General features: G+C 69.3%; 17 protein-coding genes. 14 read left to right on the top strand and 3 right to left on the bottom strand.

Features of this window, described 5'->3' with window-relative positions:
* Positions 1–82: 82 nt before the first annotated feature.
* Both OH809_RS25090 and OH809_RS25085 read right to left on the bottom strand, forming a co-directional pair.
* Positions 83–1,327: a hypothetical protein gene (locus OH809_RS25090; protein ID WP_406515609.1), complete on the bottom strand. Its 1,245-nt coding sequence runs from the start codon at positions 1,325–1,327 to the stop codon at positions 83–85.
* A gap of 63 nt (positions 1,328–1,390) precedes the next feature.
* The gene (locus tag OH809_RS25085; protein ID WP_406515608.1) at positions 1,391–2,689 is read right to left on the bottom strand and encodes an aminotransferase class III-fold pyridoxal phosphate-dependent enzyme; all 1,299 of its coding nucleotides are present in this window, start codon (positions 2,687–2,689) and stop codon (positions 1,391–1,393) included.
* A 980-nt stretch (positions 2,690–3,669) separates the two neighbouring features.
* Between OH809_RS25085 and OH809_RS25080 the strand changes: the two genes are divergently transcribed.
* The 3 genes from OH809_RS25080 (at position 3,670) to OH809_RS25070 (ending at position 7,148) form a co-directional block, all read left to right on the top strand.
* A complete protein-coding gene (locus OH809_RS25080; protein WP_406515607.1) occupies positions 3,670–4,668 on the top strand; it encodes a hypothetical protein in 999 nt (332 codons plus the stop codon).
* A 536-nt stretch (positions 4,669–5,204) separates the two neighbouring features.
* A complete protein-coding gene (locus tag OH809_RS25075; RefSeq protein WP_406515606.1) occupies positions 5,205–6,521 on the top strand; it encodes an ice-binding family protein in 1,317 nt (438 codons plus the stop codon).
* A 249-nt stretch (positions 6,522–6,770) separates the two neighbouring features.
* Positions 6,771–7,148 (top strand): nuclear transport factor 2 family protein, encoded by a 378-nt coding sequence (locus OH809_RS25070; protein WP_024757633.1) that lies wholly within the window; start codon positions 6,771–6,773, stop codon positions 7,146–7,148.
* 153 nt (positions 7,149–7,301) lie between these two features.
* Here OH809_RS25070 and OH809_RS25065 read toward each other — a convergent pair whose 3' ends face one another.
* Positions 7,302–8,423: an IS630 family transposase gene (locus OH809_RS25065; RefSeq protein ID WP_406515605.1), complete on the bottom strand. Its 1,122-nt coding sequence runs from the start codon at positions 8,421–8,423 to the stop codon at positions 7,302–7,304.
* Positions 8,424–8,673: 250 nt separating this feature from the next.
* Here OH809_RS25065 and OH809_RS25060 point away from each other — a divergent pair, with 250 nt between their 5' ends.
* The 11 genes from OH809_RS25060 (at position 8,674) to OH809_RS25010 (ending at position 18,430) form a co-directional block, all read left to right on the top strand.
* Positions 8,674–9,114 (top strand): DUF6093 family protein, encoded by a 441-nt coding sequence (locus tag OH809_RS25060; protein ID WP_406515604.1) that lies wholly within the window; start codon positions 8,674–8,676, stop codon positions 9,112–9,114.
* 4 nt (positions 9,115–9,118) lie between these two features.
* Positions 9,119–9,538, top strand: a complete 420-nt coding sequence (locus tag OH809_RS25055; RefSeq protein ID WP_406515603.1) for a DUF6093 family protein — start codon at positions 9,119–9,121, stop codon at positions 9,536–9,538.
* Positions 9,539–9,616: 78 nt separating this feature from the next.
* Positions 9,617–10,000, top strand: coding sequence for a hypothetical protein (locus OH809_RS25050; RefSeq protein ID WP_406515602.1), 384 nt, complete (start codon positions 9,617–9,619; stop codon positions 9,998–10,000).
* The gene (locus OH809_RS25045) at positions 10,000–10,428 is read left to right on the top strand and encodes an HK97 gp10 family phage protein (RefSeq protein WP_406515601.1); all 429 of its coding nucleotides are present in this window, start codon (positions 10,000–10,002) and stop codon (positions 10,426–10,428) included. The genes OH809_RS25050 and OH809_RS25045 overlap by 1 nt, the downstream gene beginning before the upstream one ends.
* Positions 10,425–10,679 carry a hypothetical protein gene (locus OH809_RS25040; RefSeq protein ID WP_406515600.1) on the top strand — a complete coding sequence of 85 codons (255 nt, stop codon included), beginning with the start codon at positions 10,425–10,427 and terminating at the stop codon, positions 10,677–10,679. Before OH809_RS25045 ends, OH809_RS25040 begins: the two co-directional genes overlap by 4 nt.
* Positions 10,680–11,123 carry a hypothetical protein gene (locus OH809_RS25035; RefSeq protein ID WP_406515599.1) on the top strand — a complete coding sequence of 148 codons (444 nt, stop codon included), beginning with the start codon at positions 10,680–10,682 and terminating at the stop codon, positions 11,121–11,123.
* Positions 11,124–11,272: 149 nt separating this feature from the next.
* A complete protein-coding gene (locus OH809_RS25030; protein WP_406515598.1) occupies positions 11,273–11,758 on the top strand; it encodes a hypothetical protein in 486 nt (161 codons plus the stop codon).
* 17 nt (positions 11,759–11,775) lie between these two features.
* Positions 11,776–12,384, top strand: coding sequence for a hypothetical protein (locus OH809_RS25025; protein ID WP_406515597.1), 609 nt, complete (start codon positions 11,776–11,778; stop codon positions 12,382–12,384).
* A 50-nt stretch (positions 12,385–12,434) separates the two neighbouring features.
* On the top strand, positions 12,435–12,716 hold the full coding sequence (locus OH809_RS25020) for a hypothetical protein (RefSeq protein WP_356672409.1): 282 nt from the start codon (positions 12,435–12,437) through the stop codon (positions 12,714–12,716).
* Positions 12,717–17,531, top strand: coding sequence for a phage tail tape measure protein (locus OH809_RS25015; RefSeq protein ID WP_406515596.1), 4,815 nt, complete (start codon positions 12,717–12,719; stop codon positions 17,529–17,531). It begins immediately after the preceding gene.
* Positions 17,531–18,430, top strand: a complete 900-nt coding sequence (locus OH809_RS25010; protein WP_406515595.1) for a phage distal tail protein — start codon at positions 17,531–17,533, stop codon at positions 18,428–18,430. Before OH809_RS25015 ends, OH809_RS25010 begins: the two co-directional genes overlap by 1 nt.
* Positions 18,431–18,434: the final 4 nt, after the last annotated feature.

Genomic DNA, 18,434 nt, shown 5'->3' with positions numbered 1-18,434 from the left:
TGACTCTCACTCTGGGAGGGGGGCCCGCGTGCGGGGCCGGGGAACAAGCTCAGAGGCTACTGCCGTTCCCTGGCCCCACAGTTCAACCGTTGTCCGCGCCGAGGTGCAGCATCCGCTCCAGGTCGCCGATCGCGTCGGCGGCCGTCTTCCGTACGACGACATCGCCGGTCTGCGGCGCCTCCAGCGGGTACTCGAACCAGGACCCGTCCGGGCGCGGGAATCCCTCCGGGTCGACGTGGAACACCTTGAGCCCGGCCGCACGGGCCCGCTTGGCCACCCACCGCCGGTCGGCGTGCAGCCCGACCACGACCAGGGCTTTCGCGTCGGGGTGGAAGGTGACCGGCGGGATCCGCTGGTCGTAGCGGCGCATGAACTCCTCCTCGAACCCGGCGCGGGCGCCGAGCGCGTCGAAGTTGTTTGTGATGAACGGGCCGACCATGTGCCCGGCCTCCTCCATGCGCTTGAGCGCGTGCAGGGCGGGGGTGACCGCGGCGTTGAAGCAGGCCCGGTACATGTCCGACAGCTCGCTGACCTTGTCCTCGGTGTTGAGGAACATCTCCGCGAGCAGCGGGTCTTGGCCCGGCGCGAGGACGAACGTGAAGCCCTTGCCGAGCAGCTCGTCCTCGATCTCGTTGACGTGGTACATCTCGTGGAGCCGGTGCAGCGGGGGGATCCCGGCCTCGTAGGAGACGCCACAGCCGACCTCGACCTGGAACGGCAGGAAGTCCGTGAGCTGCGCCAGGTTGTCGGCGTAGACCGGCTGCCCGGGGGTGTCCTTGACCCGGACACCGTGGGCCAGAACCTCCCACGGCCGGCGCCGGATCGTCCGCGTCGGGAAGGTGTTGACGGAGGTGAACGTGGTGTCGATGACCTCGTAGTCCGCCGGAAGCTTGCGGCCCGCCCGCAGATCCTCCGGGTGCTCCTCGACGCGGATCATGTGGACGCGCAGGTCACTCAGCTCGAACCGGCCCGGCCCGACCTGCTTCCAGCCGCCCTCGGCCAACATGGCGTGGTTCTGCTCCCACGCCACCTCGATCTCGGCCTGCGGCGCCGCCACCGAGTGGTACAGGTACATCTGCTGCATGGCCAGCGACGGCGCCGCCGTGGTGTCCACGAGCCCGTACTGGTGCCAGTAGTGGACGATGCGGCGGCGCGCGTCACCCTCGCCCGTCCAGCCGGAGTTGGAGGCGGTCTCCTCCTGCTGGGTGCGCCGCCAGATGCCCTCCTCCTCGAAGCGGGGTCGGTCCGCGTTCACCCCGTAGAAGTCGTGCCACTTGCGGAGCTGGGCCTCATCGAGCTGGTCGATGACCGTGACGGGAAACTGCATGTCGTGTCCCCAATCTCTGATTCGAAAACGGTCCGCTCCCTTGGAGAAGGAGCGGCGGGTGGGTTAGCTGAGGGCGGCCACCGCGTCGGTGAGCGCGGCGGTCAGGAAGTCGATGTCCTCACCGCTGGAGTTCAGCGGGGGCGCGACGACCAGGCCCTCGCTGCGCGGGTCACCGGCTCCGGTAAACGGGTAGAAGAAGACGCCTCGCCGCTCGCACTCCTCCATCAGGCGCCAGAGCAGGCCAGGCGTGACCTCCACCCCGTACAGGTGGCCGACGCCACGGACATCCCGCACCGGCGCCCATCCGGTCAGGGATCGCAGAGACGTTCCGAGACGATCTCCGCGAGCCGTGAAGGCGCCGAAGTCCAGGGACTCCAGCTCGTCGAGGACACCGAGGCAGGCCGCCGCCATGAGGGGGTGGGTGGCCATGGTGCCCATCGCGGGCAGCGGGTCCACGTTCTTGTGCCGCAGCAGCGGCGCGATCTCCGGCGATACCAGCACCGCGCCCACACCGACGTAGCCGGCACCCAGGCCCTTGGACAGGATGACTAGGTCGGGCTTGCACCCGTCCCAGTGATGACTCGCCAGAGGCGTGCCGGTGCGCCACAGCCCGGTCAAGACCTCGTCGTGGATGACCAGGACGTTCCGCTCCTGGCAGATCTCCGACACCCGCCGCAGGTAACCACCCGGGGGTACGAAGGCGCCGCCCGTGGTCCCGTTGATGGGCTCGATCAGGACCGCGGCGACGTTCTCCGCGCCCCTGCTGTCGATTGCCCGCGCCACCTCGTTGGCACAGGAGGCATCGCACCCGTGCCCTTCATGGGCGTGGCCGTGTGTCGGCGGGTAGGGCGCTGGGAAGGCGGGGCCGAGGCCGTACCGGTCTTCTGGACGGGGGTTCCGGATCTGGTTGCCTGCGACCCCGAGGGTGAACACGCTGTTGCCGTGGTAGCTCAGGTTGGACGTCAGGATGTCCCCGCGCAGCTTCCCATCGCGGGCCCGCGTTATGTTCCGCGCCAGTCCCACCGCGACCTCCACGCCGAGCGTCCCGCACGTGGTCAGCGCGACGGAGTCCTCCGGGCGTCCAACAGCGTGGCAAAGGCGTTCCATCAGCTCCATCTGGATGTGGGGCTGGACGACGGCGGCGCCACCGAACGAGTAGCGGGAGAACTGCTGCTCGATGCGGGAGAAGACCTTGGGGCTGCCTTGGCCCACGTTCACGCAGATGAGTCCGCTCGATCCGTCGAAGATCCGGCGGCCGTCAGCGCAGTGGAGCCAGGGCCCGTTCGCAGCCACGACATCGAAGTCCGGCAAGGGCCTGGATGACGTCAGCAGCCGCTCGCGGTGGGGTAAGTATCGATCCACGGAGAAATCCCTCCTGGTGGTCTGTCTGACCGGGTGACGCTGTGTGGACGGTGGAACCCAGCCCGCCGCCGAGCGTTCCGGGCGGCGGGCCGGGGGTTCAGCGGCGGTCGCCCATTGAAGTGCCGGGGAACACAAGGAAAGTGGGTGGACCGCCCCGGCGCGGGCGAGGGGAGGACAGCTCGGGCCGGGGCGGGGCCTACGGCGCTCCGGTCAGGGGCGTGTCTGGGCTCTCCGCCACAGGCATCACAGGCAGGGACGCGGCGGGCCTGGCTTCAACTGCCATCCACAGCAGTGCCAGGGCCGGCACGTGCGCGGCCACCCAGGCAACTTGCAGGGCTGCGTCGAAGCGGCCCAGAGCACGGTGTCGGCCCGATCGGGGCCGGAGCAGAGGGACAGACATCTGGTTCATGGCGGCTGCGTCATCTCCCGGAGCCAGGGTCGGCACGGCCCGCTCGGCGCCACGAAGGAAGGACGCCACTCGGTGCCGTGCCGCACCACGGTCGCGCAAGGAGCCCCGAAAACCTCTTCCGGGCGCCTCAGCGCGAGGACCCGCTCAGTGAAGCCGCACCTATGACGGGCGATAACCCCACGGTGGGACCCCCACCATGGGTACCGTGCGTTGACATACCGTCACGAGGGGGCCGCTGTCCGTGGACTTACCACCGTCACCCGCACAGGTTCCACGCCGTCTGCTTTACGACGACCCGGTATTCGTCCATGCGCTCAAAGACCGCGACTTCACCGTGGTCTTCGCCAAAACGCACGGGGCTGGCATCAGCTACAACCGGATCAGCGAAGCCTGTGGCATGAAGACGGATCGGGTCTCCAAGGTGGCCCGGGGCGAGGCAACAGTGACCTCACTGGACACCGTCGAGCGGATCGCGGACGGACTTTGCATTCCCGGTGTTCTCCTGGGCCTTGCTGCGCGACCCTGGGAACACAGCTTCCCAATCACAAACTTCGACGATGGAGACGACCCAATGAAACGCCGCCAGCTGTTGCGCGGCGCGCTCGCCACCGGCCTCACCGGCACGGCGCTCACCGCCCTGACCACCGCCCGTCAGTCACTAGACCAGGCACTCGTCGCCGACCCCTTGGCTGACCTGTCCGACCTGGAGGCCGCCACTGAAACGTACGGCTACGGCTACCACGGTCAACCACCCACACGAGTTTTGGCCGACCTCGTGACCGACTTTGCCGAACTCCGGCCACTGCTGCTCACCACCCCACAGCCGGTCGCCACCCGCGTTCGGGTATGCCGCACCGCAGGACAGATGGCGGGCATGGTCGCGATCGTGCTCCACGACCTCGGCGCCCGCAAGGAAGCCCGCAGCTGGTTCACAACCGCCGGCCGGGCCGCCGCCGAGTCGGGTGACCGTCAGCTACGCGCCTGGCTGTGGGCCCGGGAAGCGATGGTCCCGCTGAACTACGGCGCCCCCCGGGCGGCGGCCACCCTCGCCGAGCAGGCCCGCCACGCTGCCGGTAGTCACCCAACCGCCGCAGCGACCCTGGCTGCCGCCGTCGCCGCCCGCGCCTACGCACTGTCCCACCAGCCCGACCAGGCCCGAGAAGCCCTCGCGGCCACCGACGGGTTCATGGACCGGCTCAACGCCAGCGAACGGGCGGACACGTGGCTGACCCACGGCGAGCAAAAGCACCACGTACACCTCAGCCACGCCTTCACGGCGCTCGGTGACACTCAACGAGCCCGCGAGAGCCAGAAGCGGGCCCTGGAACTGTCGGCGCCAACCAGCAGCATGACGCGCACGCTACTGAAGATCGACGCTGCAGCCTGCGCCCACCACGACGGCGATACCGAACAGGCGTGCCATCGCGCGATCGCCGCCCTGACAGCCCTCCCGGCCGACTATCGCACCGGGCTGGTCCGCAGGCGCGCGATGGACCTCTACAACTCGATCCCAGCCCAACACCACCGGTTGAGCGCGGTGCGTGAACTACGCGACATCCTCGCCCCCTGACAAGCCGTACGGCCTCAGACTCACGCACGAGGCCGGCTCGACGCAGTCCACGACGGCGGGCTCGCCCTGCAGGACTGGCGCGTATATGCGCCGAAGACGATCCGCCTTGCGGCCGTCTGACGACGCGGCATCACGCCCGACCTCCTCGTAATCCGGGGCTGTCCTGTGCCACTGATCCTTGACCGATTGCCACTGAAGTTGGACCACTGTGTGGTTCGTGCCATCGACTCCTTGACCAACTTGGTCAGGATGATTCCCTACCTGCCGATGGTCCCGTCCCGCCAGACGGCTCGGATGGGTCTCAGGAACCGGGGCTGAACCGGGCGGCGATGTTGGGTCCGCGGGTGGTGCGCCGGTGGTGCTGCTTGACGCGAAGCGCCGAACGCGCGTCCGTTGCGGGCGACTTGAGCTCCTTGAGTTATTGACACCGGGTTGAACCGGTGTGCTACTTGATGTATTCGCACCGCTATGTCGTCGGAGGAAGAGCTGGTTCGAGACGCGCTCCGTCCGTCGGCGATGGACTCAGGGGAGCCCCTATGCCAGTCTCGCCGAACCAAGGATCCACCGGCGGGGGCGACGCGGTGACCCTCACCGGCAGCCACTTCACCGGCACCACCGCCGTGCACTACGGCACCCGCCAGGCGACGAGCTTCACGGTCGTCAGCGACACCACGACCGACACCATCACCCCTTCCGGTCACGGCGCCGTCCCGGTCTCCGTCACAACCGCCGGCGGAACGGGGATTGTGGGCACCTTCTTCTACCTGCCGCCGCCCTCCTTCCGCATCGACCCGCCTCCCGCAGGCCCCCTGGGAGGCGGAAATACGGTGATCTTCACCGGCCTCGGCCTCTCCACCACGAGCGAGGTCAGATTCGGCACGCAGACCGCCGTGTTCACCGTCGACTCCGACGGCCAGCTCACCGTGACCGTCCCAGCGGCGGCCTCCGCGGGTCCGGTAGGGGTCACCGTCACCACCAGGGGCGGAATCGCCAGCGGAGTCATCTATACCTATCTCAACTCGCCTTCCGTAACCGTCGTCACCCTCGACTCGGGACCAGTGGACGGCGGCAATCTCGTCGTCATCACCGGGACCGCGTTCGCCTACACCACCAGCGTCACCTTCGACGGCACCCCCGTCCTGTCCTTCCGGGTCGCCTCCGACACCGAGATCGACGCCGTGGTGCCCGCCGGGGCGCTCGGGCCGGCCGATGTCTCCGTCACCACCCTCGGCGGCACCACCACCGCTTCGAACGCCTACACCTATCTGGGGCTCTTCGCGGTTCTGGGCGGAGCGTCGGTCACCAACACCGGCCTCTCCAACGTCACCGGAGATCTCGGAGTGAGCCCGGGAGTGTCCATCACCGGATTCCCGCCCGGCCAGGTCAACGGAAGCATCCACAACTCGGACGCCGTCGCCGTCGCAGGCCATGCCGACCTGGTCACGACGTACAACGACGCCGTCGGCCAGATCCCGGACGGCAGCATCACCGGCGACATCGGCGGCCTCACACTGACCCCCGGTGTCTACAACGCCGCCTCTTCCATCGCGCTCACCGGCACGCTCACGCTGGATGCCCAGGGAGACCGCAACGCCGACTGGATCTTCCAGATCGGATCGACCCTGACGACGGCAACCGCGAGCCATGTGCTCCTCATCAACGGCGCCACAGCCAGGAACGTCATCTGGCTGATCGGCAGTTCAGCCACTCTGGGCACCGGCACCGACTTTGCAGGAAGGGTCCTGGCCCAGACCTCGATCACCGTGACCACCGGCGTAACGGTCAACGGCCAGGTCCTGGCCATCGACGGCTCTGTCAGTCTGGACACCAACACCATCACTCGCCCGTGGTGAAGTTCGCCGTGCAACCGAGGCGCACGCCAGCCGTGTCCCCAGAGACTCGACCGGCACCCCGGACCTCCAAACAGCCGATCAACACGACTGCCGAACATTCCAAGGCCGCAGAAGACCAGGTCAAAGCCTTGGTTCGCGATCAGCATGGCCAGATCATCCAGCTAGTGCTGTGACCGGGATGGTTCACCGTGGTCGGGAGACGGCTCACGGGACGAGCGCGGTCCGCGAGGCGACTGGTATTACTGGTGCATGCAGGAAGAGACCGCGCGGTCCGCGATCGACACGTTCATCTCCGCGTTCAACGCCTCGGACGACAGCTATGTGACTGCGCTGCTCTCCCAGGCCCTAACCTCGGACGTGGTCTTCTGGGGACCGTTGGGCCGCAGTGAGGGGATCGAGGCGGTCGAGCGGTTCGTGCTGGACATCCGGCGCCACCCCGCGGGGACCGGCACGATGGTGCGCTGTTCGGCGGTGGACATGCCGGACGAGTGGGCCCGGTACCAGTGGGTCTTCACGACGCCGGATGGAGGCCCCCGCCTGGCGGGAACGGACGTCGTCCATCTGCGGCGGAGCCTCATCGACCAGGTCATCGTCTTCGCGGGGGAGATCGAGCCGTCCGCCTCCTGAGTCATTCTCCTCTGGCGCCGTCCTTCTCCTGAACCGGCCCCGTTCGGGGCTCCGGGGCTGCCCAGCCGAGATCATCTTCACAACGCTTCGGCCGTCCGCGCTTGGCCACGAGCGGACCGATGATGCGCTGTGGCTGTGTAAGTTCGCGGTTGGTCAGGCTGCGGTGTTGAGGGGGCGTCCGCCCCAACGGATGCCCTTCTCGCTTCGGATGCGTGCGCGTTCCTTGCGTTCGGCGGCCAGGACGTCGCGGTGGCGGGCGTTGGCGTTGCGCCAGCGTAGATAGGCGTGCAGGGCTAGTGTCTGCACGGGGTGGTTGGGGTGGTTGGAGTTGGCGATGGTGAACTGCCTCAGCGGTCCGAAGTGGGCCTCGATGGGGTTGGCCCAAGAGGCGTAGGTCGGGGTGAAGCACAGCTCGACCTTGTGCTTTGTAGCCCAGCGGCGGATGTCGGTGCCTTTGTGGGCGGACAGGTTGTCCAGGATCACGTAGATGGGGGCGCCGTCGGGCCGGGCGGCGCGGATCGACTTGAGCGCGGCCAGCGTGTTCGCGGCACCTTTCTTGCGGCGGTTGACGCCCCACAACATGTCGTCGCCGACCGAGTAGCAGCCGTGGAAGTACCGGACTCCATGGGTGCAGTGGTAGGTGGCCGGCACCCGGTCGGAGTGTTTCCGTTCGGCCCAGCCCGAGCCTGCGGTGGGCCGGATCCCGAGTGGGCCGAACTCGTCGAACGCGAAGACCCGGTCGGGGAAACGGTCCAGGACGTGCTCGATCCGGTCCAGCTTCGCCTCGCGGTCGGGGTCGGTGGATTCCTTCCAGGTCTTGGTGCGCTGGAAGGTGACTCCACGGCGGGCGAGCAGGCCGCGTAACGCCTCGCGGCCGATACGGATCACTCGTCCGTGGACTGTGCGCAGGTAGGCGACGAGTTTGCGTAGCGACCAGCGAGTGAAAGGCTGGCCGAGCTTGGTGGGGCGGGTGGTGGCCGTCTGGACGACGAAGTCCGCGTCGTCATCGCTGAGCAGGCGGGGACGGCCTCCCGCCCACCGAGGGTCCAGGCAGGCCAGGCCGATCTCGTTGAACCGGTGGATCACATCGCGCACGGTGTCCTCGTCGGCCGCCACCAGCTGGGCGATCACCGGCACCCGATTCCCGCCGGCCGAGGCCAGCAGCATCATCGCGCGCCGATAGCGCACCGAGTTGGTGCTGCCCCGGCGCAAGATCTGCTGCAGCCGCTGCCCCTCCTGGTCGGTCAGTCTGCGCACACGGACAGGCTCGGCCACCGCGCCTCCAGCGGTCGGATCGGACGTCACCGCACATCCAACCGCCACGACGACCAACCCGGCGAACCTATGCGGTCACAGCACTAGGTCAGACACAGCCCAGTACGGCTCTGACCAGGGTGGCCAAGGTTCGATGGCACGAACCACACGGTGGTCCAACTTCAGTGGCAATCGGTCAAGGATCAGTGGCGCAGGACAGGGGCGCTTTGCTGCCAGGGGGTTGTCCGCACAGCGGCCTACGCTCGAACGTATGAGCACTCCTCCGCCCTCTGAGGGGCTTTCGCTTGCCGCCGTCGCCCCCATCGTCGAGACGCGCATCCTCGTGGACACTGTCGAGATCTTCCGCCCCGGGGAGCCGGTCCTGGACCCGGACTCCGGCGAATACCACCCCGGCCCGGACCAGATCCTCTACGCGGGTGCGGGTGCGATCTTCTCCGCCGGTGGTCCCGGCCTGGTCCTGTCTCTGGAAGGGCAGGCGTACGCCGACGACACCCGAAACCGCTACCGGCTCCTGACTCCCCTGGACGTCCCGCTCGCGTCGCGTGAGGACAGGGTGCGCGTCACCGTCGCCACGCAGGACCCGGGCCTGATCAACAGGGTGTGGCGGGTCATGGACATCTCCGACGCCAACTCGCTCGCCGTCGTCCGTACGACGTGGCTGGACGAGTCCACCCAGACCACGGGGGCGTGAGCCGGTGCCGCTGGATCTTTCACAGGCCAGGGCCGATCTGGAGGCGCAGCTGACCGACACGGTGCGGATCTCCCGCACCGCCGGTCAGCCCATCCTGGACCCGGAGACCGGGGAGCCCGGCCAGACCCCGACCACCGTGGTGTACGACGGTCCGGGTGCGGTGCTGTCCACGCATGGGCAGATCGTCCTGGGCCAGGTCCTCGGCCAGGACTGGCTGTCCGAGGGCTCGGCCTGGTACCGGCTCGTGACGCCCGTGTCGGCGCCGGTCGCGCTGATCGGCGACCTGGTGGAGGTCCTCACCGAGACGGGCGGCCTGGCCGGCCGCATCTGGCTCGCCGACGACGTCACCGAGGCATCCACGGTGGAGATCTGCCGCTCCACCAGGCTGATGGAACGCATCACCACCGCGTCCAGTGCCATCTGACCCACGGCCTCTTGGCGGCCTCGCGCACCCCTGCGCGGGGCCGCAGTGCTGTCCGCGCCTTTTCGTAGGCTGAACGGCATGGATGATCAGGCGCACTGGGTGCGGATTACCGCCCACCACACCACCGGGACCGTGGCACTCGACGGCCGCGACATCTCTTCCCAGGTCTCCGGGTACGACCTTCGCCAGCGCGCGGGTCAGCCGGCGGAGCTGCTGCTGTTCCTGTCGCCCTTGGTGAAGGACGAGTTCGACGGTTTGGCCCGCGTCGCCGTCGGTGTCTCCCCGGACCCGGGACCGGCCGCCGCGGCGTTCTTGTCGGCGATCGACGCGGGCGAACTGGAGCGCAACGCCCTGGCCCGGCATGACCTGATGGACGGCGGGCCGCACGAGATGACCCGGGCCGTGCTGCGGCTGCTGCAGGACTGGGCGTCCGGACGGTGGCAGCCGGAGGTGACCGGATAGTGGCTACCCCCAGCCCCCCGCGCCCTGGCGGCGGCGCGTTCAGCAACGCGGACGAGATCGCCGCCCAACTGCAGGCCCGCGCCGCGCGGATGCTGCCGTCGGCGGTGTCCGTCGTACGGCACTACGCGATGCTGCTGGAGACGCAGATCAAGGCCAACGCCTCGGGCAGGCCCGGCCCGAACGCGCCGACCGGGGACTACCGGCGCTCCTGGACGCATGAGGTGCACGTCACCGGCGACGCGGTGACGGCGATCATCGGCACCGCCAAACCGCAAGGGCGGCGCCTGGAGTTCGGGTTCGTCGGCCCCGACAGTCTCGGCCGGGTCTACGACCAGCCGCCGTACGCCCACGTCGGCCCGGCAGTTGAGACGGTCAGCCCCCTGTTCGTGCAGGCCATCGGCCGGATTGCCGACGGGAACCCGGCGTGAGCACCCCGTCGGAGGACCTGCATCGGGCTGTCGCCGACGTCATGCAGGCCCACGGCTACGGCATGGTGTCGCGGCTGGTGTTCGTCGTCGAGCTCATCGATGAGGAGACCGGCGGCCTGGGACTGCTTCGGGCATCGAGCCCGTCCGACATGCCCGTGTGGTCCGAACTCGGGCTGCACACCTACGCTATCGCGGACATTCAAGCCGTCGTCACCGCAGACCGGATGACGAACAACGACGAGGAGGACTAGATGAGCGTGTCGGGGCGCCAAGTGGCGCTCGCAGCACAGACCATGCTGCAGACGGCGACCGGCCGGTCCTGCGGGTACGGGACGGCGCCCACGGCGACGTCGTTGCCGACGGGCATCACGATCCCGTACTGCGTGCTGTACGAGCTGGGGCAAGTCACCGGCCTGGGCCCGGCCTTCGGGGACAGTGACGCCGACGCCCGGGTGCTGCTGCAGGTGTCGTCGGTGGGTACGACCGCCGAGCAGGCGAGCTTGCAGGCCGACAAGGCCCGGCAGGCGTTCTTGGCCCGGGTGCCGGGCAGCGGCCAGTACCTCAACCCGATCACCGTGACCGGGGCGACCGTGATCGGCCGGGAACTGGACCGGGAGGAAGGGACCAGTGTCGTGAGCTCCACCTACACTTACGTCCAGCGATTCGTCTTGACGGTGTCAACACCGAACAGCTGACACCTGATCGCACCTCACCGCGGAGGCCCCCGCGCGGACGCCCGGCCACACCGGTACGGGCCGCACCCCTGGTTCGCAGTCCTGCGACCTGTTGGGGACGGGCCTTCGTATCGCCGGAGGCCGGGGTCCCCGGAGAGTGAGCACCCCCCTTGGGTACCACCCAGCAGCGGTTCATGCGCCGCGGCGTCACGAAGATCTACTTCCTGCCGGAGATCGCCGCGGCGACGAACGTCCCGACTCGCGCGGAGCTGACCGGCGGCACCGAGCTGTCCGGCGCGATCTCCGACATCGCGGGCTGGTCGCTCGGCAACAGCCCGATCGACACCCCCGACCTGGGCTCGTCGCTCACCACGTCGATCCCCGGTGAGGACAAGGCCGACGCGTCGACCCTGACCTTCTACGAGGACAAGGCGGGCGACACCATCGAGACCCTGCTCAGCAAGGGCGAGGAGGGGTTCGTCGTCATCCTGCGTAAGGGCGACGTCCCGGCGTCGAAGTCCATGGACATCTTCCCGGCGCGTGTCGCCTCGCGTGCCCCGGCCTACTCCGCCGGATCGGACCCGGCCAAGTTCACCGTCACTTTCGCGGTGTCCGACAAGCCGACGCTCGACGCCGCCGTCCCGGCCACTACCTGATCCAGGGGGGATCCCGCATGTCCACGAACACCACTGAACCGCCGGCGGCCGTGGTCGCCAAGGACGCGCACTGGTCGGCGAAGATGGCCCGCCTGCGGGCCCGGAAGCTGCCTGAGCGCACCCTGTCGATCTGTGACGACCAGGACGCCAAGACCGCCGTCACCGAAGCGGCCCTGGCTCTGGCCAAGGCCCGCGCGGGGGCGCTGGCCGAATGCACCGAGCAGGGCATCCGTGAGGAGCAGCGCGACGCCTGGGTGGCGTCGAACCCGCAGGTCCTCGCAGCCGACGCCGGACTGGTTAAGGCGCAGGACGCCCTTGCGGACGCCACGTTGGCCCTCACCTTCCGGGCGCTGCCCCGGCCGGTGTGGGAGCAGCTGCTGCGCGACCACGCCCCCAGTGAGGTGCAGGCCGACCAGGGCATGGAGTACAACGTCGAGACCTTCCCCGCGGCGCTGATCTCCGCCTGCCACGTCGAGCGTGACGCCGGCGGGGCGGAGATCGAGGGCATGAGCGCGGCCGACGCGCAGGAGCTCCTGGACACCTGGGCGGACGCCGAGGCGAAGGCCCTGTTCACGGCCGCTCTCGTCATCAACCAGACGCTCCGCGCGGACCTGGGAAAAGGCTGATCTCTGACCCGGCTTTCCGGGCGGAGATGGAGCTGTGTCACACCTATGGAATGCCGCACAGTCGGTTCACGGGGGCCGGTGACGGCCGCTGGTCGGCGCTGGACCGGGCGAAGGCCCTTGCGTGGCTGGCGTACAGCCGCGCGGTGTGTACCGGCTGTGGCACCAGGGCGGATGAGTGGAAGCCGGATCTGGGCGGGGACCGGTTCGCGTACGTGGCCGATGCGAGCACCTGTCCGGGGTGCGAGCTGCTGGAGATGGAGCGGGAGCAGGTACCGGACGGACCGGATGGGCGCGGGGTTAAGATCGGGCTCACGCCCAGACGGGAGCAGTAGGTGGGCGCCAGTGCCTACAACCTGTACGTCAACCTGCAGGCGCAGACCGCCGGACTGACCAGCGGTCTGCGGTCCGGTGCCACGCAGCTGCGCCAGTTCGACGGGCAGCTGCAGCAGGTCAACCGCAGCCTGATGGAAACGTCATCGGCGACGCAACGCCTGGCCCGCCTGCAGGCGTCCGCGTCCGTTGACGCGGTCCTCGGGCAGACCCGTGTCACCGCCGCCGTGCAACGCAGCCAGGCCGCACAGACGGCCGCCGCTACGGCAGCCGAACGCAACGGCCGGGCGCAGGTCCTCGCGGCGAACCTGGCCGCGCGGGCGGAGACCGAGCGGGCGGCAGCGGTGACGGCCGGGGAGCGTGCACTGCGCGCCCAGGCCCTCGCCCAGACCATGGCCGCCCGCGCGCAGGCCACCACCGGCCGGGGCGCGATCGCCGCACAGAACACTGCGGCGGCCGCCGCCCGGGCGGCCACGCAGGCCGCGCAGGCGCAGACGCTGCAGGAGGGGCGGGCTGCTGCCGCGCAGGCGGCCGCCGCTCGTGGCGCGGCCCTGTCCACCCGCACGCTGCAGGCGCGGCAGGCCGCCGACGCGCAGGCCCTGACGGCGGTTGCCGCACGGTCCGAGGCCGAGGCGGCAGCGGCGCAACGTGCGGCGGCGAACGCGGCCGCCGTACGCCAGGCGCAGGCCGCCGCGGACGCCGAGACCCGGGCCACCACACAGGCCCGCGTCAACGGCTACCTGAAGACCGGTCTGGTGCTGACCGCGGTCCTCGGTGCCGGTGTCGCGCAGGCCATCGCGCTGGAGAAGCGCATGGCCAACGTCATGACGATCTCCCAGCAGATCAACCAGGCGACGGTCGGCTCGTTCACCGACCAGATCGTCGAGCTGTCGAAGGACCTGACGCAGTCGTCGAACCAGCTTGCCGAAGGCCTGTACGAGATCGTCTCCACGGGCTTCGACGGCGCCGACGCCATGACGATCCTTGGAGTGGCAGCGAAGGGCGCCAGCGCGGGCCTGACGACCACCGAGGCGTCCTCGCGGGCCCTGCTGGGTGTGCTAAAGGCGTACGGGCTCACTGCGGGTGACGCCGGCAACGTCATGGACATCATGTTCCAGACCGTCAACAAGGGCGTCATCTCGTTCGAGGAGCTGGCACAGAACCTTGGCGACGTGGTGCCGATGGCGGCCGCCGCGGGCGTCGAGTTCGACGACCTGTCGGCGGCGTTCGCCGCGATCACCCTCGCCGGTATCCCCGCGGCGGAGTCTGCGACCGCGCTGAACGGGATGATGACGCGGATGGTGGCGCCCACCCGCGACCTGAGTAACGCGATGCTCAAGCTCGGGTACGACTCGGCGGCGTCCGCGCTGCAGCAGGACGGCCTGTACGTGGTCGTCAACAAGCTGGCGAGGGCCACGGGCGGCTCGTCCGAGGCCATTACCAAGCTGTTCGTCGACGTGCGGGCCACCCGCGCGGTGCTGGCGCTGGCCGCCGCCGACGGCAAGAACTACGCCGACACCTACGCGGGCATCGCCAACGAGGTGGAGCGCGCCGGGGCCACCCAGCGGGCGTTCCAGATGCAGATGGACACCACGGCCGGGCAGTGGCAGATGTTCGTCAACCGCAGCAAGGCGCTGGGCATGGACCTGGGACGGGCGCTGCTGCCGGCCCTGCAGGCCGTCGGCGAAGCCGTGTCGGTGTTCGCCGGGGCCCTCGCGGACGCTCCCGGCCCGCTCAAGGAGATCGGTGCGGGACTGCTCGCGGTGACCGCCGGGGGCATGCTGGCCCTTGCTGCGGTCACCAAACTGACCACTCAGTGGCGCGAGTTCCGCATCGCGCTGGCCGCCGCGCAGGCGGGCCAGTCGGCCATGCCCGCGGTCCTGAAAGGCGCGGGCCTGGCCGTGTCGGGCCTCACGGCACTGCTCGCGATCGGCGTCATCGCGTACTCGGCGTACTCGGCGTCGAAGCAGAAGGCCAAGATGGCCACCGACGAACTGGTGGAGGCCCTGCGCGCGGAGCACGAGCAGGGCGACGAGGGTGCGGGCCTGCGGGCCCTGACCGAGTCGCTGACCAAGTCCGATGACGCGGCCAAGCTCAAGAAGGCCGGCATCGACATGGCCGACGCCCTGACCGCCATCACGACCGGCGGCCAGATGCTCGCGGACCTCAAGACCAAGCTGTGGAACGACAACTCGCTCACCCTGGTGGACCCCGCGTCCGAGATGGTCAGCACGGTGCTGACGCGTGAGGGTAAAGCGGCGATGGGCGTCCTCGACAAGCAGCACGACGTCTGGTCGAACGCGGTGAAGAAGCAGGCCGAGCTCGCCGCCAACATGGACATCGTCAACGCCAAGGTCCGCCAGGCGAGGATCAACACGTCGAAGATCTGGTCCCTGGAAATGCTGGTGCCGCCCGGCAGAGACGGCATGCCGCAGTACACCGACGAGATGAAGGCCATGGCGCAGGCCCTGGGCGGCATCGTCGACCCGGCCAAGGCGTGGGCCGCGGCGCAGGACAAGGTCGCCAAGTCCAACAAGAACGCCAAGGCGACGCTCAAGGACTACATGGACCAGCTGCAGAAGCAGCTGAAGTCGCAGCGGGACTTCCAGAAGAACCTGTCGGCGCTCGCCATGTCCGGGTACACGGGCCTGACCGACCATTTCGCCAAGCTCGGGGTGAGTTCCGCCCCGATCCTGGACGAGCTGGTCAAGCAGCTGGGCAAGGGCAAGACGAAGGTTGCCGACGAGCTGCAGGGCATCATCTCCGAGTCGTCGTCCCGGTCGTCGGAAGCGTTCCGCGCGGGCCTGGACCAACTGCCCGTGATCGCCGCCCGCTACGGCAAGAAGATCGCGCAGAAGTTCGCCGATGCCGCAGAGACCAACGATGCGGGCAAGTTCGGGCGGGTCCTGCAGGAGATGGCCGTCACCGACATGACCCGGGCGGTGAAGAAGGGCAGCGCGGCCGCCAAGGTACAGATGCAGCGCGGCATGGGCCTGCTGGCGCAGGTCGCGCAGGAAAAGGGGGCGGACGCGGCGAACGCCCTGCAGCAGGCCCTGCTGTCCGGTGACGTGAAGGGCGCCATGCAACAGCTGCAGGCGATCTGGGGTGCGGACCTGCCGATCAGCGAGGCGGACCTGCAGGGCGTCGTTGGCGCGTTCAAGAAGGCGGGCCAGCAGTCCCTCACCGAGTGGACGGGCATGCTGACGCTGATCCAGCAGGTCGCCAAGGCCAAGGGCAACGAGGCCGCAATGGCTTTGACGTCGGCGCTGCTGTCCGGCGACATGGGGGCCGTGCAGTCGCAGTTGGATGCGATCGGTGCGAGCGTGCGGCAGATCCCCGGCACCAAGACGATCTCCGTCAGTGTGAATCCGCCGTCGCCGGTGTCGGTGACGGTGATCCCGCGCGTAGCGCCCGGCTCGAACGTGCCCTGGGCGAACAAGCCGCTGACGCAGGCCGACGGCGGTCTGCTGTCGTTCTACGCCGGCGGCGGTGTGCGCCGGGAGAACCATGTGGCGCAGATCGCACCTGCGGGGTCGTGGCGGGTGTGGGCGGAGGACGAGACCGGGGGCGAGGCGTACCTGCCTTTGGCCCCGTCGAAGCGGGCCCGGTCCAAGCAGATCCTGTCCGAGGTCGCGCACCGGTTCGGTGCGAGCGTCGACTTCCATGCCGAGGGTGGCCTGTCAGGGTGGACGTACCAGCCGGCCGGTGGCTCGGAGGGCCTGTTCTCCCTGTCGTCGATCGCGTCGGACTCGATGAACAAGAAGGGCACCGCCCTGGACCTGGGGAAGTTCTCCAAGAACCTCCACAAGTCCGTTGCGGAGGCGAAGCGTTGGCGCCGCGATCTGGCGACGGTCGCCAGCCGTGCCGGGCAGGACGTCGCCGACGCCCTGGAAGCCATGGGCGCCGACGGCGTCGCCCTGACGCACAAGATGGCCACCGGCAGTTCCAAGTACGTGCGCAGCATGGCCAAGGACCTGGAGAAGCTGGCCGCGACCGCGAAGGCGTCGCTGTCGGAGTACACCAGCCAGCTCGGCGGCGCGGCCAAGCAGACGGCCACGTTCCAGCAGAACCTGGCGACGCTGGCGGCCCAGGGGTACGGGGACCTGGCTTCGCGGCTCGCGGCGCAGGGCGACCAGGCCGCGCAGGACCTGGCCGCGCAGGCCGTCAAGAGCAAGAAGGGCGCATCGAAGGCCAACACGGCGTCAAAGTCTGCGTCGGCGACGCTGTCCGATCAGGACCTGGCGGACCTGCTGTCGATCATCTCGGCGGTCAAGTCGAGCAAGACCGGTATCCACCAGGTTGCCGATGCCACCGAGCTCGGCGAGGACCGCATCATCGAGGTCGCCAACGCGGGCCTGTCCCGGCTGAAGAAGGCCCTCGGGAAGCGGTCCACGAAGTTCGTCGCCGACCTGGGGCGGGCCAACAAGGGCCTGTCGTACGCGCAGGGCGGCGTCCTGACGCCGGGCCTGTACGCGACCAGCAACGGCCTGGTGCGGTTCGCGGAGCCCTCCACCGGCGGTGAGGCGTACATCCCGCTCGGGCAGTCCAAACGGCCGTCCGCGACGGCGGTCCTCGAGGACGTCGCCCAGCGGTTCGGCTACACCCTCACCGCGCACGGGGTGACGGGCCCGATGCGTGTGGACGCCCGGCCGGCCGGTGGCGTGCAGGTCGTCGTCGTGAAGGAGAACGGCGGGCCTCTGATCGGCCAAATGCCCGTGACCGTCACGGCCGGCGGTGGCGGCCGCGGGGCTGCGCAGGAGATCGGCGCGGAGGTGATGCGGCGCCTTCGTGCCGCGCAGCGAGGAGGCAAGCTCTGATGGCAACCCTTGGGGACTACCAGTTCGACGTCGGCCAGGGCCTGGTGATCGGCCGCAGCACGCTGGTGCCGGTCGGCGAGGTCAGCGGTCTGGGCGCGCCGGAACTGCGTACGGCCGACGTGGACAACCCGACCGATGACGGCGGCTTTCCGGGCGTCGACCTGTTCGGGACGCGCACCGTGTCAATCGAGGCCGGTATCCGCACTCCCGACGATCCGGGGGCCGCGCTCGATCTGCTGGCCCGCCTGCAGCAGGTCACCGGCACGGATGCCACCCGCCGCACAGCGGGGGCGCTGGCGGTGCTGCGCGCCAAGCTGCCCGGCCGGGACACCAAGCGCCTGTATGGCAGGTGGCGGCGGGTGGAGACCGCGACGGTGGCGCAGGCCGTCCACGGCTGGATTCCGTTCATGCTGGACTTCGCCGCAACCGACCCGCGCTGGCACGCGGACGACTCGCAGTCGCTGACGCTGCCGCTGGACATCTCCAACGACGAGCAGGGCTTCACCGCGCCGGTCGAAGCCCCGATCACCACAGGGGTGTCGAACCCGGACGAGCGCCCCGGGTGGGTCCTGAACTCCGGTGACCTGGCGGCGTGGCCGACGGTCCGCATCGACGGGCCGGTCACCAACCCGAAGGTGTGGGTGGTGGAGACCGGCCGCTACCTGCAGCTGCAGATCAGCCTCGCGGCCGGGGAGCGCATCAACATCGACACCCGGCCCGGCACCCGATGGGTGCTGCGCAACGGGTCCGGCAACGCGGCCCCGGCCCTGACGGCGGGCAGCCGCATGGACCTGTTCCAGATCCCGCCCGGCAAGAGCGAGATCCGCTGGACCGCCACCGACTACACGAACACCTGCCGCCTGACCCTGTCGTGGCGCGACGCCTACACCGCCCTGTGAGGAC

Source organism: Streptomyces sp. NBC_00873 (genome assembly GCF_045207415.1).
GTDB lineage: Bacteria > Actinomycetota > Actinomycetes > Streptomycetales > Streptomycetaceae > Streptomyces.
Note: the sequence above shows the minus strand (reverse complement) of the source record. Positions and strands in the feature narration are given on the sequence as shown.

Bases quoted from the DNA above. Each gene is read 5' to 3' on its own strand.
- OH809_RS25090 (WP_406515609.1), bottom strand. From the start codon at position 1,327: ATGCAGTTTCCCGTCACGGTCATCGACCAGCTCGATGAGGCCCAGCTC.
- OH809_RS25080 (WP_406515607.1), top strand. From the start codon at position 3,670: ATGAAACGCCGCCAGCTGTTGCGCGGCGCGCTCGCCACCGGCCTCACC.
- OH809_RS25075 (WP_406515606.1), top strand. From the start codon at position 5,205: ATGCCAGTCTCGCCGAACCAAGGATCCACCGGCGGGGGCGACGCGGTG.
- OH809_RS25070 (WP_024757633.1), top strand. From the start codon at position 6,771: ATGCAGGAAGAGACCGCGCGGTCCGCGATCGACACGTTCATCTCCGCG.
- OH809_RS25060 (WP_406515604.1), top strand. From the start codon at position 8,674: ATGAGCACTCCTCCGCCCTCTGAGGGGCTTTCGCTTGCCGCCGTCGCC.
- OH809_RS25050 (WP_406515602.1), top strand. From the start codon at position 9,617: ATGGATGATCAGGCGCACTGGGTGCGGATTACCGCCCACCACACCACC.
- OH809_RS25035 (WP_406515599.1), top strand. From the start codon at position 10,680: ATGAGCGTGTCGGGGCGCCAAGTGGCGCTCGCAGCACAGACCATGCTG.
- OH809_RS25025 (WP_406515597.1), top strand. From the start codon at position 11,776: ATGTCCACGAACACCACTGAACCGCCGGCGGCCGTGGTCGCCAAGGAC.
- OH809_RS25020 (WP_356672409.1), top strand. From the start codon at position 12,435: ATGCCGCACAGTCGGTTCACGGGGGCCGGTGACGGCCGCTGGTCGGCG.
- OH809_RS25010 (WP_406515595.1), top strand. From the start codon at position 17,531: ATGGCAACCCTTGGGGACTACCAGTTCGACGTCGGCCAGGGCCTGGTG.